General features: G+C 65.2%; 12 protein-coding genes. 8 read left to right on the plus strand and 4 right to left on the minus strand.

The genetic code is table 11. The features are described from left to right. Positions 1 to 217: 217 nt before the first annotated feature. Complete coding sequence (locus tag RQH62_RS01585; protein WP_311266983.1) at positions 218 to 811, minus strand: TlpA disulfide reductase family protein; 594 nt, start codon at positions 809 to 811, stop codon at positions 218 to 220. A 43-nt stretch (positions 812 to 854) separates the two neighbouring features. On the opposite strand from RQH62_RS01585, the gene argH reads away from it, so the two are divergent. The 4 genes from argH to RQH62_RS01605 all read left to right on the plus strand — a co-directional run bounded on the left by argH (position 855) and on the right by RQH62_RS01605 (position 4,571). Continuing rightward, a complete protein-coding gene (argH, locus tag RQH62_RS01590) occupies positions 855 to 2,225 on the plus strand; it encodes an argininosuccinate lyase (RefSeq protein ID WP_311266984.1) in 1,371 nt (456 codons plus the stop codon). Beyond that, on the plus strand, positions 2,222 to 2,479 hold the full coding sequence (locus RQH62_RS01595) for a hypothetical protein (RefSeq protein WP_311266985.1): 258 nt from the start codon (positions 2,222 to 2,224) through the stop codon (positions 2,477 to 2,479). Before argH ends, RQH62_RS01595 begins: the two co-directional genes overlap by 4 nt. A gap of 77 nt (positions 2,480 to 2,556) precedes the next feature. Beyond that, positions 2,557 to 3,822: a diaminopimelate decarboxylase gene (gene lysA, locus RQH62_RS01600; protein ID WP_311266986.1), complete on the plus strand. Its 1,266-nt coding sequence runs from the start codon at positions 2,557 to 2,559 to the stop codon at positions 3,820 to 3,822. After that, positions 3,822 to 4,571: a siroheme synthase gene (locus RQH62_RS01605; protein ID WP_311266987.1), complete on the plus strand. Its 750-nt coding sequence runs from the start codon at positions 3,822 to 3,824 to the stop codon at positions 4,569 to 4,571. Before lysA ends, RQH62_RS01605 begins: the two co-directional genes overlap by 1 nt. Here RQH62_RS01605 and RQH62_RS01610 read toward each other — a convergent pair. After that, positions 4,568 to 5,188: a response regulator gene (locus RQH62_RS01610; protein ID WP_311266988.1), complete on the minus strand. Its 621-nt coding sequence runs from the start codon at positions 5,186 to 5,188 to the stop codon at positions 4,568 to 4,570. The two genes, RQH62_RS01605 and RQH62_RS01610, sit on opposite strands and share 4 nt — an antisense overlap. 92 nt (positions 5,189 to 5,280) lie before the next feature. Next, the gene (locus RQH62_RS01615) at positions 5,281 to 5,874 is read right to left on the minus strand and encodes a TetR/AcrR family transcriptional regulator (protein WP_311266989.1); all 594 of its coding nucleotides are present in this window, start codon (positions 5,872 to 5,874) and stop codon (positions 5,281 to 5,283) included. A 140-nt stretch (positions 5,875 to 6,014) separates the two neighbouring features. On the opposite strand from RQH62_RS01615, the gene RQH62_RS01620 reads away from it, so the two are divergent. Genes RQH62_RS01620 through RQH62_RS01630 form a run of 3 tightly spaced genes read left to right on the plus strand, consistent with a single transcriptional unit; the run spans position 6,015 to position 10,237 of the window. Then, positions 6,015 to 7,529, plus strand: a complete 1,515-nt coding sequence (locus RQH62_RS01620; protein WP_311266990.1) for an efflux transporter outer membrane subunit — start codon at positions 6,015 to 6,017, stop codon at positions 7,527 to 7,529. Continuing rightward, complete coding sequence (locus RQH62_RS01625) at positions 7,522 to 8,670, plus strand: EmrA/EmrK family multidrug efflux transporter periplasmic adaptor subunit (RefSeq protein WP_311266991.1); 1,149 nt, start codon at positions 7,522 to 7,524, stop codon at positions 8,668 to 8,670. The genes RQH62_RS01620 and RQH62_RS01625 overlap by 8 nt, the downstream gene beginning before the upstream one ends. Before the next feature lie 37 nt (positions 8,671 to 8,707). Further along, positions 8,708 to 10,237: a DHA2 family efflux MFS transporter permease subunit gene (locus RQH62_RS01630; protein WP_311266992.1), complete on the plus strand. Its 1,530-nt coding sequence runs from the start codon at positions 8,708 to 8,710 to the stop codon at positions 10,235 to 10,237. On the opposite strand, the gene RQH62_RS01635 is transcribed toward RQH62_RS01630, so the two are convergent. Next, positions 10,234 to 11,811, minus strand: a complete 1,578-nt coding sequence (locus RQH62_RS01635) for an ABC-F family ATP-binding cassette domain-containing protein (RefSeq protein WP_311266993.1) — start codon at positions 11,809 to 11,811, stop codon at positions 10,234 to 10,236. The genes RQH62_RS01630 and RQH62_RS01635 overlap by 4 nt on opposite strands. A 212-nt stretch (positions 11,812 to 12,023) precedes the next feature. On the opposite strand from RQH62_RS01635, the gene RQH62_RS01640 reads away from it, so the two are divergent. Continuing rightward, the gene (locus tag RQH62_RS01640) at positions 12,024 to 13,325 is read left to right on the plus strand and encodes an MFS transporter (RefSeq protein WP_311266994.1); all 1,302 of its coding nucleotides are present in this window, start codon (positions 12,024 to 12,026) and stop codon (positions 13,323 to 13,325) included. Positions 13,326 to 13,433: the final 108 nt, after the last annotated feature.

Consider the following 13,433-nt stretch of genomic DNA (forward strand, 5'->3'; position numbering starts at 1 on the left):
AACGACGGACGGTCTGGTGAAATCCTCTACTGCACTGCAAAAAATTGCCTTTAAAACGCAATATTTCTCAGTTGTTTCTTATGGAAAGCCGGTCAGCATATTGGCGGTTTGCGAAATGGCGCAATTGACGATTGCGCATCGCGTCCATGTCATTTTGCAATCAAGCGGCATGGTGGATTTTTTATCTTCATTCGTCTTATATATTTCTGCGCTTGATTCAGGATTGCATCGCGGCGTCGATCAGGGCTTTGGCCTCCGGCCCTTCCCAGTCCATCGCGCCGATTACGCGCACCATTTCCTTGCCCTGCGCGTCATAGATGACGGTGGTGGGCAACAGGCCGGTGGCATAATGGAAGCCGAAATTGGTTTCGGGATCGGCCCAGCCCTTCAAATGGGGCAGCTTATGTTTCTCGAAGAAAGGTTTGGCGGCCTTCAGCCCCTGATTGTCCTGCGAGATGGTGAGGACGGCGAGGCCCTTTGGCCCATAGGTGGCGGCAACCCGGTCGAGCGTGGGCATTTCGGCGATGCAGGGCGCGCACCATGTGGCCCAGAGATTAACGATCAGCGGCTTGCCGGCAAAATCCTTCAGCGTCTTTTCGCCGCCGTCGGGATCGAGAAAGGCGAAGTCGGGGGCGGGGGTGCCCGCCTTGCTGCGGTCGAGCCGATAGTCGAAGGTGCCGTCCTTCGCGCCGATGCCCTTCACTTCTTCCGACGCGGTCGGAACCTCGCCGCTGATGGCGGCATTGGCTTGCTCCTTTGGCGGCGATTGCCTATCGCAGGCCGCCAGAGCGGCAGGCAGGAGCAGTATCATTAGCGCGCGTGAAGAAGAGATCACTGGAAAGGGCTCCAACAGCATGTGGGGTGGCCGGTTCGCGGCCGGTCCGGCATCGATCATGCGTGAGATAAATGCCTCCATCCCCTTCGACAAGCGATTGTGGAAACAGGATATCGCCGGGTCCAAGGCGCATGTCGCGATGCTGGCCAAACAGGGCATCGTTTCGCAGGCGGATGCCAACGCGATCAGCGCGGGCCTCGACACGATCGCGGCCGAATATGAAGCCAATGGCGTGCCGGTCGATCTGGACCTGGAAGATATCCATATGGTCACCGAGTCGCGGCTGGCCGAACTGATTGGGCCGGCGGCGGGACGCCTGCATACCGCGCGCAGCCGCAACGATCAGGTGGCGACCGATTTCCGCCTGTGGGTGCGCGATGCCATCGACGAGGTGGAAGCGGGCCTGCTCGGCCTCCAGCGTGCGCTGGTGGCGCGGGCGGAGGAGAATGCCGATGCGGTGATGCCGGGCTTCACCCATCTCCAGTCCGCGCAGCCGGTGACGCTGGGCCATCATCTGATGGCCTATTATGAGATGGTGCGGCGGGATCGCAGCCGCTTTGCCGACGCGCGCGCGCGGGCGGATGAATGCCCGTTGGGCGCGGCGGCGCTGGCCGGGACCGGTTTTCCGACCGATCGCCATATGACGGCGGCGGCGCTGGGCTTTGCCAAGCCGACCGACAACAGCCTGGACAGCGTATCCGACCGTGACTTTGCGCTCGATTATCTGATGGCGGCGACGCAGCTGGCGCTGCACCTGTCGCGGCTGGCGGAGGAATTCATCATCTGGGCGAGCCAGCCCTTCGGCTTCGTGAAACTGCCCGACGCCTATTCCACCGGCAGCTCGATCATGCCGCAGAAGCGCAACCCCGATGCGGCCGAACTGGTGCGCGGTCATGCTGGGCGGATCATGGGCTGCATGAATGCGCTGTGCGTCACGATGAAGGGCCTGCCGCTCGCTTATTCCAAGGACATGCAGGACGACAAGCCGCCGGTGTTCGAGGCGCATGATCTGCTGGGCCTGTCGATCGCGGCGATGACCGGCATGATCGAGACGGTGACGTTCCGGACCGACCGGATGCGTGGGCTGGCCGAGAGCGGCTTTGCGACCGCCACCGATCTGGCCGACTGGCTGGTGCGCGAAGGGGGCATCCCGTTCCGCGAAGCGCATCATATCACCGGGCGTGCCGTGGCGGCTGCGGAAGCGGCAGCGGTGCCGCTGGACCAGTTGCCGCTGGAGACGCTGAAGGACATCGATGCGCGGATCGACGATCGCATTTATGCGGTGCTGACGGTGGACGCTTCGGTTGCCAGCCGGCAGAGCCATGGCGGCACGGCGCCTGCCCAGGTGCGGGCGCGGATCGCCGACGCGAAGAAGGAATTGGGATCATGAAGACGCGGGCGTTGGTCGGGCTGGGGTTGATGGCGGTGGCGTTGACGGCCTGTGGCGGTCGCCAGCCGTTGAAACCGGTCAAGGGCCAGAGCCTGCCCGCCGTGCCGGTGGGCGCCGCGACCGCGCCCACCGCCGCGCAACTGATGCAGCCGTCGATTCAGGCACGGCCGGAACGCAACGTGGAATTGCTGACCCAGTCCCGCAAGCGCGGCGACGATCCGTTCGACCTGCCGCCCGAAAAGCAGCCGCAATAAGCCATATGGATTGATCGCGTCATTGGATGGCTTCGCTACGCTCGCAATGACGATGATTTGAGACTCAGGAAAAGACCGTGGACCATTTTGATTATGTGAACGGCGCCATGCAGGTGGAACAGGTGCCGCTGGACGCGATCGCCGATGCGGTCGGTACGCCCGTCTATGTCTATTCGACCGCGACGCTGGAGCGCCATGTCAGCGTGTTCCGCGAAGGGTTGAGCGCGCTCGACAATCCGTTGATCGCCTTTGCGGTGAAGGCCAATCCCAATGGCGCGGTGCTGGCGACGCTGGCGAAGCTGGGTCTGGGCGCGGATGTGGTGTCGGGCGGCGAGTTGCTGCGCGCGATCGCGGCAGGCATCCCGGCGAGCAGGATCGTCTTTTCCGGCGTCGGCAAGACTGCCGAGGAAATGCGGCTGGCGCTGGACAAGGGCATTTACCAGTTCAATCTGGAAAGCGAGCCGGAAGCGGAAATGCTGTCGGAGGTTGCGCTGTCCATGGGCAAGCGCGCGCCGGTCGCCTATCGCATCAACCCCGATGTGGATGCCGGCACCCATGCCAAGATTTCGACCGGCAAGTCGGAAAACAAGTTCGGCATTCCCTATGACCGGGCGCTGGAAAGCTATGCTGCCGCGCGCGATCTGCCGGGCCTGGATGTGCAGGGCGTGGCCGTGCATATCGGTAGCCAGCTGACCGACCTCGCCCCGCTGGAGGCGGCCTTCACCAAGGTGGGCGTGCTGATCGAGGCGCTGCGCGCGGCGGGGCATGACATTCGGACTGCCGATCTGGGCGGTGGTCTGGGCGTGCCTTATGATCCGTCCCAGCCCTTGCCGCCCAGCCCCGCCGACTATGGCGCGATGGTGTGCCGCGTGACGCAGGGCTGGCCGGTGCGGCTGATGTTCGAGCCGGGGCGCGTGATCGTGGGCAATGCCGGCGCGCTGCTGTCGCGCGTGGTGCGGGTGAAGCAGGGTGCGCAGGCGCCCTTCGTGATCGTGGATGCGGCGATGAACGACCTGATGCGGCCCAGCCTGTATGACGCATGGCATGATATTCGCGCGGTGAAACCGGCAGGTGCGCGCGAGACGGCCAATGTTGTGGGGCCGGTGTGCGAGACGGGCGATACCTTCGCCATGCACCGCGATATGGATGTGGTGCAGGCGGGCGATCTGGTCGCCTTCATGACGGCGGGGGCCTATGGCGCGACGATGGCGGGCACTTATAACAGCCGGCCGCTGACGCCCGAAGTGCTGGTGTCGGGCGACAAATGGGCGGTGGTGCGCGAGCGGCCGCCCATCGAGGCGCTGATCGCGGCGGACATCATCCCCGACTGGGTCGGCAACTGATGCAGAGCCTGCCCGTCTTTCTGGCGTTGACCGGTCGGCCGGTGATCCTGACCGGGCGGGGCGAGGCCGCCGAAGCCAAGCACCGACTGCTGGAGCGGGCCGGCGCGATCGTGGTGGGCGAGGATGATAGTGATGCGCGGATCGCCATCGTGTCCGACGGTGATGAGGCGACGGTCGCGCGGCTGAAGGCGCGGGGCGTGCTGGTCAATGCGACCGACCGGCCGGCTTTGTGCGATTTCACCCTACCGGCGATCGTGGATCGTGATCCGGTGCTGATCGCGATTGGGACCGGCGGGGCCTCAGCGGGGCTGGCAGCGGCACTGCGGCAGCGGCTGGAAGCATTGTTGCCGGGACATCTGGGCGATCTGGCGCGCGCGCTGTTTGCTGCGCGGGGAGAATTGCGGCGGCTATGGCCCGATGCGGGGCAACGGCGTCAGGCGATCGGCAAGGCGCTGGCGCCTGGCGGGGTGATCGACCCGTTGGGGGGCGATCCCGATGTAGACGGGTGGCTGGCGGATGCGAGCGCCGGGACCGAGACTGAGCTTTATGTCGTGCGGTTACGGTCTGCGGACCCGGACGATCTGACGCTGCGCGATGCGCGCATGCTGGCGATGGCGGACCAGGTCTGTCATGCGCCCGATGTGCCGGCCGCGATCCTCGACCGGGCGCGGGCGGATGCGGTGCGAGTGAACATGGATGGCCCACCCGATGAACGGGACGAGGGGCTGACCGTCTGGGTAACGATCTAGCCCTGCGTGGCCTGTAGTCGTTCGACCTCGTCATGCAGTGCCCGAATCGAGGAGACGAGGCGGGCGCGGTCGATCTGCATTTCGCGCAACGCTTCGCGGGTTTCGCCCAGTTCCACCGCGCGGCGGGCGATGCGGGCGTCCAGTTCGGCATTGTGGCGGGTGAGTGCGCCCAGCTGTTCGGCGCGCTGGCAGAGATGGCGCATGCGCGCATCGAGTATGTCGAAATCGAAGGGCTTGACGACATGGTCGTCGGCTCCGGCGTCCAGCGCCTCGACGAGGGACTGGTTGTCGAGGCGGCCGGCGATCATCACGAAACAGGCGTTGCCGGCCAGATTGGCGGCGCGGACCCGCTGCATCAGAGCGACGGCGGGCAGCATCGCCAGTCCCGTGTCGATCAGGATGATGTCGACCGGGCGGGTGACCAGCAGATTGAGCGCGATGAAGCCGTTTTCAGCCAGCACCACATCATAGTTGAGATGAGACAGGCGGCGGGCGGCGACGGCGCGCGCGGTCGGATTTTCATCGACCAGCAGCAGGCGGAGGCGGCGCTGCGGTCGTGCCTCGTCCATGCTGTCCAGTTCGCCATGACGGATGCGGTTACGCTTGAAAAATGCCATGTCGTCCCACTTTCGCCGATCGCCATCTGAGCCGGCCATGGTGGTGCAGGATAGAAAGCCGCTCCGAATAAATGGTTAACGGCGGTGCGGCGTCAGGCGGGCAGGGCGTAGGCGCGTAGAAAGATGTCCACTGCAAACTCCGCATCGGCGGCGATTTCGTTCGGCGCCGGGTTTTCGATACGACCGATCAGCATCTGCTGGTGGCAGCCGGACAGGGAGAGGCTGAGCAGGGCGCGGGCGGCTTCGATCGGATCGCCCTTGCGGATCTGACCGCGTTCCATCGCGCCATGGAGAAAGTCCGCCAGTAGCAGCCGGGTATTTTGCGGTGCGAGATCGTAGAATATCTGGCCGAGTTCGGGAAAGCGGCGGCTTTCCGAGATGATCAGGCGATGAAGTGCTTCCGCCTCGGTCGAGGTCACTTTCTGGATCAGGCTGGAGCAAACGATCTTGAGCGTTTGTTCCAGCGGTCCTTCCGGATCGAGCAATTGCGACAGGCGAGCGCGATAGGCGCGGGCGACCCGGTCCAGCACGGCGGCGAATAGTGCCTCCTTCGACGGGAAGTGATTCCACAACGTGCCCTTGGACCCGCCCAATTCTGCCGCGATGCCTGACATGGTGGTGCCGGCGAAGCCATGCTTGAGGAAATAGCCCTGCGCCACGGTCAGAATCGCGTCGCGGCGATTCATGCGGCGGGCTTCCCTTTTGCTGGGAATCATGGGGCATAAGGGCGGTGTCATGAAATCGTACTATAGAGTACGCTATTTCTGTTGACAAGGCATTGCGCGAGGCGCAAGGGCGATATTCATACTAGATGGTACGGTTAGATATGTCCGTGAGTCGCATTGCCAAAGTCGCCCGCGCAGGCGGCATGGCCTCTTCCCTTCTGCTGCTGGCCGCCTGCGCCGCAGTGCCCGATCTGGGCGCCAAGCCCGAACTGCGCACGCCTGAGCGCGTTGCCGCTGAGCGCAGTCTGGCGGCCGCGCCGGTCGCCTGGCCGGGCGATGGCTGGTGGACCGCCTATGGCGATCCGCAACTGGACCAGTTGATCGCCGAAGGGCTGCGCGCGTCGCCGGACGTCGCGGCGGCCAGTGCCCGATTCCGCAAGGCGGCGGGCATGGCGCAGCAGGCGGGCGCGGCGCTGTTGCCGTCGGTCGATCTGGAAGCGAGCGCCAACGCAACCAAGCAAAGCTATAATATGGGCATGCCCAAGGCGTTCGTGCCGCAGGGCTGGCTGGGCACCGGGCGTACCGCGCTGGACCTGGGTTTCGATCTGGACCTGTGGGGTAAGAACAAGGCGTCGCTGGCCGCCGCCACATCCGAGACTCGCGCGGCGGAAATCGACGCGCAGCAGGCGCGGCTGGCGCTGACCACGGGTATCGCCGACGCCTATGCCGATCTGGCGCGGCTGCATGACGAGGCGGATATTGCCCGGCGCACGCTGGATATAAGGCTGGCCAGTCAGAAGCTCGTCGCCGACCGGCGTGACAACGGGTTGGAAACGCGTGGCAGCGTGCGGCAGGCCGATGCCACCGTGTCGTCGGCCAAGGCGCAACTGGCAGCGGCCAATATGGCGATCGAACTGCGCCAGCATCAGATCGCGGCGCTGATCGGCGCCGGGCCGGATCGCGGCCTGTCGATCGGCCGGCCCAAGGTTGGCGCGCTGGCGCCGCTGGGGCTGCCTGCCGATGTCACCACCAATCTGGTCGCACGTCGCCCCGATATTGCCGCCGCACTGGCCCGCGCCGAAGCGGCGGCCAAGCGGATCAAGGTGGCGCGGGCCGATTTCTTCCCGGCCATTCGCCTGTCGGCGCTGATCGGCTTTCAGTCGCTCGGTTATGACACCGTGTTCAACGGCACGTCGGCGACGGGCACGCGCAAGCCCTTCATCGACAGCCTGTTCGACAAGGGATCGCTGTTCGGCAATGTCGGCCCGGCGATCAGCCTGCCGATCTTCCATGGCGGAGCGTTGCAGGGCCAGTATCGCGGGGCGCGCGCTACGTATGACGAGGCGGTTGCATCCTACGATAAGACTGTGCTCGCCGCCTATCAGGAGGTGGCCGACGCCGTGACCACGCGCAAGACGCTGGACCAGCGGCTGGTCGATGCGCGGGCGGCCGTTGCAGCGTCGGAAGACGCCTATGGCATTGCGCAGAAGCGTTACAAGGGTGGCCTGTCCACCTATCTCGACGTGCTGAATGTCGAGGATCAGTTGCTGGGCGCGCGCCAGTCCCTTGCCGGGCTGGAGGCGAGCGCCTTCTCCACCGATATTGCCCTCATCCGTGCGCTGGGCGGCGGTTTTGCCGCCAGCGACTTCCAGTCCAAGGATCGTCCCAATGGCTGACGCCACGCCCGAAAAACCCGCGCAGGACAGTGATGCGCAACAGGAGGCTCGCCAGTCGGCGCGCAAGACATGGCTGACCCGGCTGGGCCTGGTCGTCATCGTCGGCGGCGTGCTGTGGGCTGGCTGGTATCTGCTGATCGGGCGCACCCATGTCAGCACCGACAATGCCTATGTGAACGCCGAACTGGCGCAGGTCACGCCGTTGATGTCGGCGCAGGCCGTCGACGTGCTGGTGAGCGATACGCAGGCGGTGAAGCGCGGCGACATATTGGTCAAGCTGGACCCGACCGACGCGAAGATCGCGGTGGCGCAGGCGGAGGCCGATCTGGCCGAAGCCAAGCGCAAGTTCCGCCAGACCAGCGCGACCAGCACCTCGCTGGCGGCGCAGGTCGATGCACGCGGCGCAGACATCGTGCAGGCGCGCGCGCAACTGACGAGTGCGCAGGCGGATTTCGACAAGGCGCGCATCGACCTGCAACGGCGCGAGGCACTGGTCGGTGATGGCGCGGTATCGGGCGACGAAGTGACTACGGCGCGCAAGGCCTTTGTCAGCGCCAGGGCGGCGTTGGAACTGGCGCGGGCCGGGGTGCAAACGGCGCAGGCGACGCGCAGCGCGGCGAGCGGCCAGCTGGCGGCCAACGATGCGCTGGTGCGCGGATCGACGATCGACACGGACCCGGCGGTGATGGCGGCGCAGGCCAAGCTGGATACGGCGAAGCTGAACCTCGACCGTTCCGTCATCCGCGCGCCGATCGACGGCGTCATCACCAAGCGGCAGGTGCAAGTCGGCCAGCGCGTGGCGCAGGGCAGCCCGATCATGAGCATCGTGCCGCTAAGCCAGGTCTATGTCGATGCGAACTTCAAGGAACGGCAACTGCGGAACGTGAAGGTCGGCATGCCCGCCACGGTGACGTCCGACCTCTATGGCAGCGATGTCGTCTATCATGGCAAGGTCGTCGGTTTCTCGGGCGGCACGGGTGCATCCATGTCGCTGATCCCGGCGCAGAATGCGACCGGCAACTGGATTAAGGTTGTGCAGCGCCTGCCGCTGCGCATTGCGCTCGACCCCAAGGAACTGGCGGCGCATCCGCTGCGCGTGGGCCTGTCCATGGATGTCGAGATCGACCTGAGCGGCAAATAAGGCCAAAGGCAAGGCCAAAGACAAGGAACGCCCGGCGATGAGCGGCGACGACGATATCTTCTCGCGGCTCTCCCCGCGTAGCCGGATGCTGGCAGGTCTGGTGCTGGCGATGAGCAACCTGATGGTCGTGCTCGACCTGACCATCGCCAACGTCTCCGTGCCGCATATCGCTGGTAATCTGGGTATTTCCCCGGATCAGGGCACCTGGATCATCACATCCTATGCTGTGGCGGAGGCGATCTGCGTGCCGCTGACCGGATGGCTGGCGCAGCGTTTCGGCGTGGTGCGCATGTTCACCTGGGCGATGATCGGCTTCGGCCTGTTTTCGGTCCTGTGCGGCCTGTCCACGACGCTGGGCATGCTGGTCGCCTGCCGCATCGGCCAGGGCATTTGCGGCGGACCGATCATGCCCATGTCGCAGACATTGCTCCTGCGCATCTTTCCCCCGGAAACCCGCGGACGGGCGATGGGCATGTGGGCGATGACCACGCTGATGGGACCGGCGCTGGGGCCGATCGTCGGCGGCTACATCAGCGACAATTGGAGCTGGCACTGGATCTTCTTCATCAATCTGCCGATCGCCGTGGTGTGCATTCTGGCGGCGCAGGCGCTGCTGAAGTCGGTGGAGACGGAAACGGCCAATGTACCGATCGACAAGGTCGGCCTGTTCCTGCTGGTATTCTGGATCGGCTGCCTGCAAATCATGCTGGACATCGGCCGCGATCATGACTGGTTCGCCGATCCGATGATCCTGTCACTGGCGTTGATGGCGATTATCGGCTTCATCGCCTTCGTCATCTGGGAATTGACCGAAGAGCATCCGGTGGTCGACCTGCGCATCTTCCGTCATGTCGGCTTCAGTTCCGGGCTTTTCACCATGTGTCTGTGCTTCGGTTCCTATTTTGCGAGTATCGTCGTCATCCCGCAATGGTTGCAGATGTCGATGGGCTATACCGCGACATGGGCTGGCATCATCACCGCCTTGACTGCCTTTGCCGCATTGTTCACCGCGCCGCTGGCCGGATTCCTCATATCGCGGGTCGATGTGCGGCTGATGATTTCGGGCGCGGTCGCGTGGATCGGCATCATGTCGCTATGGCGCGCGCACTGGACCAGCGGTGTCGATTTCTACACCATGGCGATCCCGCAGTTCGTGCAGGGCTTTGCGCTACCCTTCTTCTTCATTCCGCTGACAACGCTGACGCTGGGGTCGGTGCGGCCGGAAGAGACGGCATCCGCGGCGGGCCTCCAGAATTTCGTGCGGACCATGGCGACCGCGATCGCGACGTCTCTGGTGCTGACCAGCTGGGGCGACAGTCAGCGCGTATCGCGCAGCGAAATGGCCAATGTGCTGCAACCGGACCAGACCCAGTCATTGTTGTCGAGCCTAGGCTTTCCCGCCGACCAGGCGCGACAGACCATTTCCAATATCGTGGAGCAGGAGGCGATCGTCATGGCGGTCGACCATGTCTTCTTCCTGTCGGCGATCATCCTGTTTGCCGCAGCGGTGGTCGTGTGGATCGCACCCAAGCCCCGCGCGAATGTGGACACATCCTCGGCGCATTAACCAAGGATGATGCGGCGGGTGATGCCGATCGCGTCGAGAAAGGCGGGGTCGTGGCTGACCACGACCAGCGCGCCGTCATAGGCGGCCAGCCCCTGTTCGACGGCGGCGATCGAGTCGAGGTCGAGATGGTTGGTCGGTTCGTCCAGCAGCAGGAGCGCGGGGAGCGCCTCTCCGCCCAGCACGCAGGCGAGGGCGGCGCGTAGCCGCTGCCCGCCGCTCAGGCTCTCTACCCGTTGCAGGGCCAGATCCGCGCGGAAGCGGAAACGGGCGAGCGCGGCGTGGATGGCGTTGCGGGTCGCGCCGGGATGCAGGCGAGCGAAATTGTCGGCGATGCTGTCTTGTGGGGCGAGCAGGCTGGCATGCTGGTCGAGCAGGGCGCTGGCGACGGGGCGATGAATTTGCCCGGTGAGTGGCTCCAGCTGGCCGGCGATCAGATGCAGCAGCGTGGATTTGCCGGCGCCATTGGGGCCGGTGATGGCGATGCGTTCCGGCCCGGCGATGGTCAGGCTGATGTCGCGCAGTGGCGGATGATCGGGATCATGGCCGGCTGTTACAGCATCCAGCGTCAGGAGGATGCGGCCCGGCGGGACTTTGGCTGAGGGCAGGGCGACGGTGAGCGGGGCGAGGATTTCGATCTTCGCGCGCGCTTCAGCGATGGCGGCCTGTGCCTCAAGCCCCTGTTGCTGTGCACGGCGAGCGGCGTCGCCGCTTGATTGTTCCGCCTGTTGCTTGCGTCTGCCCAGCAGGATGCGGGGCAAGCCGCCTTTTGCTGCCTGACGCGCGCCGACACCGTCGCGGCGTTGCTGCCGTTCGGTCGCAATCTGGGTCTTGCGGGCGTGGTCGGACGCCTGCCGCTCGGCATGGTCGAGCGCATGTTGCGCGGCGGCCAGTTCGATATCCTTGCGCGCGCGCCAACTGGACCAGTTACCGCCATGGCGGGCGATGCCCAGGCTGGTGAGTTCGGCGATCGCATCCATTTGCTCCAGCAGGGTGCGGTCATGGCTGACGATGATCGCACCGCCACGCCAGCGACGGAGCAGGGCGGCCAGCGCGTCGCGCCCTTCGGCATCCAGATGGTTTGTCGGTTCGTCCAGCAGCAGCCAGTCGGGACGGGCGAAAATGGCCGCGGCAAGTGCCGCACGGGTACGCTGGCCGCCGGACAGGTTGGCGAGCGGGGTCAGTGGGGCGACGGTCAGGCCGACCTCCGCCAGCGCATCGATCAGGCGCGCAGGCAGGGTCCAGTCGCAGGCGTCCAGTTCGTCCATGGTCGCGTCGCCCGCCTCCGCCTTGTCGAGCAGGGTCAGGGCGGCGCGGGCGTCGAACAGATCGGCGAGAATCTGGCCGGGCGCCGGTTCCAGCGTCTGACGCAGCGTGGCGATGCTGCCTTCGACCCGGACCTCACCGCTAGAGGGGCGGATTTCGCCTGCGATCAGGGCGAGCAGGGTCGATTTGCCAACGCCGTTGCGGCCGATCAGGCCGATGCGTTCGGAGGTGAAGCGGAAGTCGAGGCCGGAAAGGACGGGGGTTCCGTCAGGCGCGGACCAGCTGAGTTTCGAGAGGGTAATGGCAGGCATGGACAGATACTTTCCTGAAGGCAGAGCAGATGGGCTGTGCGGTCAGGATGATGTCCATGGCGATTGTCTCCGGCGGGCGGTTGAGGCGGACGACCGATAGAGCGCCGCCTGTTGCGGAGGCTTTCTAGCAGCAAAGTGGCTTCGGGGACAGGGGCGCGGAAAAGCCGTGGATTTCCGGTACGACTCATGCTTTGATCGCTATTGCAAGTTAGTTGCATGGGGGAAATGTCATCGTCGCTATCGCACAGGAAGCGTCCGGCAGCGCGCCGGCATTGGGCGATCGTAGCTGGTCGCTACGCGCGCTGTTTACCGTCGGCTTTCTGGGCGTCACGGCGGGCGTACAGATGAGCGATCGCGGATTGCAGGCAGTCCTGCTGTCCGCGATCCAGAGCAGCTTCGATGTGAGCGATGCCATGATCGGCGCGTTGCAGGGACTGGCGGGCGTGCTGGTGGCCAGTGCCATCGCCGTGCCGATCGCGCGCCTGTCCGACCGCATATCGCGCAAGATCGTGCTGGTCGGCCTGATCGTCGGATGGAGCCTGTTGATGGTGCTGAGCGCGCTGGCGCCCGATTTTCCGCTGTTCTTCATCGGTCGGGCGGCGTCGGGCGTGACCGAGTTCGCGATGATCCCGATCGTCTATTCGATGATCCCCGATCTGGCGCCGGAACGGCACCGGGTGGCGGCCAACCTGTCCTTTGCGGCGCTGATGGCGGCGGGGGCGAGCGCGGGCTTCTATTTTGGGGACGCCATCGTCGGCGCGGCGGACGGGGTGTTTCCGCAGGCGATCGAGCCATGGCGCAAGGCGTTCCTGCTGCTGTCGCTGGCAGGCGTGCCGCTGATCGTCGGGGCGCTGGTGACACTGGACCCGCCGCGTGGGGTGGTGTCGGACGACCAGCCCTTGTCCGCATCGTTGCTGGTGTTCCTGCGGGAGCGGTGGCGGGCGGTGGGGTTGTTCGTCGGCGTGGCGGGGAGTTTGATGATCGCCGTGCAGGCGCTCAACCCGCTGATCGCCATGGCGCTGGAGCGACGGTTCGACGCACCGATCGCGGTGATCGGCCATGCGCTGGGCATCGTGACGCTGATGACGACGATCGGCTGCCTGCCGGTGGCGGGGTTTCTTGACCGGCTGCTGCAACGGCGCTTTGGCCTTGCTGCGCGGCCGATCATCATGGGGGTGAGCGCTTGCGCCGCGATACCCTGTTCGCTTGCCTTGCTCAGCGTGGGCGATGTCGACCGGGCGTTGATCGCGGTTGGCGCTTTCCTGTTCCTGACCTGCGTGGCCAATGCGCTGGTTCCGACCATGTTGCAGGATCTGACCCCGGCCAATCTGCGCGCGCGCAGCTTTGCCGTGTGGAGCTTCGTGGTGGCGATCTTCTGCGCGATAGGTCCGCTGGCGGCGGGCGCGCTGTCCGACTGGTTGCTGGATGGGCAATTGCTGGCCGCGATCGCTATGGTCGCGGTGCCGGCGCTGGCGGTGTCGATGCTTTGCGCCGTGCGGTCGGCGCGGGGGTAGGGCTTGGCTGGTAACGAGCAGAAATGGACGTCCCTTTTACCCTCTCCCGTGAAAAACGGGAGAGGCATAACAGAAGCAGACATTCTGCAAGCCACCCATCCGGGCCTT

This window comes from Sphingobium sp. WCS2017Hpa-17 (genome assembly GCF_031843765.1).
Classification (GTDB): domain Bacteria; phylum Pseudomonadota; class Alphaproteobacteria; order Sphingomonadales; family Sphingomonadaceae; genus Sphingobium.

Coding starts and splice junctions, on each gene's coding strand:
- RQH62_RS01585 (WP_311266983.1), bottom strand. CDS start 811: ATGATACTGCTCCTGCCTGCCGCTCTGGCGGCCTGCGATAGGCAATCG.
- argH (WP_311266984.1), top strand. CDS start 855: ATGTGGGGTGGCCGGTTCGCGGCCGGTCCGGCATCGATCATGCGTGAG.
- RQH62_RS01595 (WP_311266985.1), top strand. CDS start 2,222: ATGAAGACGCGGGCGTTGGTCGGGCTGGGGTTGATGGCGGTGGCGTTG.
- RQH62_RS01605 (WP_311266987.1), top strand. CDS start 3,822: ATGCAGAGCCTGCCCGTCTTTCTGGCGTTGACCGGTCGGCCGGTGATC.
- RQH62_RS01610 (WP_311266988.1), bottom strand. CDS start 5,188: ATGGCATTTTTCAAGCGTAACCGCATCCGTCATGGCGAACTGGACAGC.
- RQH62_RS01615 (WP_311266989.1), bottom strand. CDS start 5,874: ATGAATCGCCGCGACGCGATTCTGACCGTGGCGCAGGGCTATTTCCTC.
- RQH62_RS01620 (WP_311266990.1), top strand. CDS start 6,015: ATGTCCGTGAGTCGCATTGCCAAAGTCGCCCGCGCAGGCGGCATGGCC.
- RQH62_RS01625 (WP_311266991.1), top strand. CDS start 7,522: ATGGCTGACGCCACGCCCGAAAAACCCGCGCAGGACAGTGATGCGCAA.
- RQH62_RS01630 (WP_311266992.1), top strand. CDS start 8,708: ATGAGCGGCGACGACGATATCTTCTCGCGGCTCTCCCCGCGTAGCCGG.
- RQH62_RS01635 (WP_311266993.1), bottom strand. CDS start 11,811: ATGCCTGCCATTACCCTCTCGAAACTCAGCTGGTCCGCGCCTGACGGA.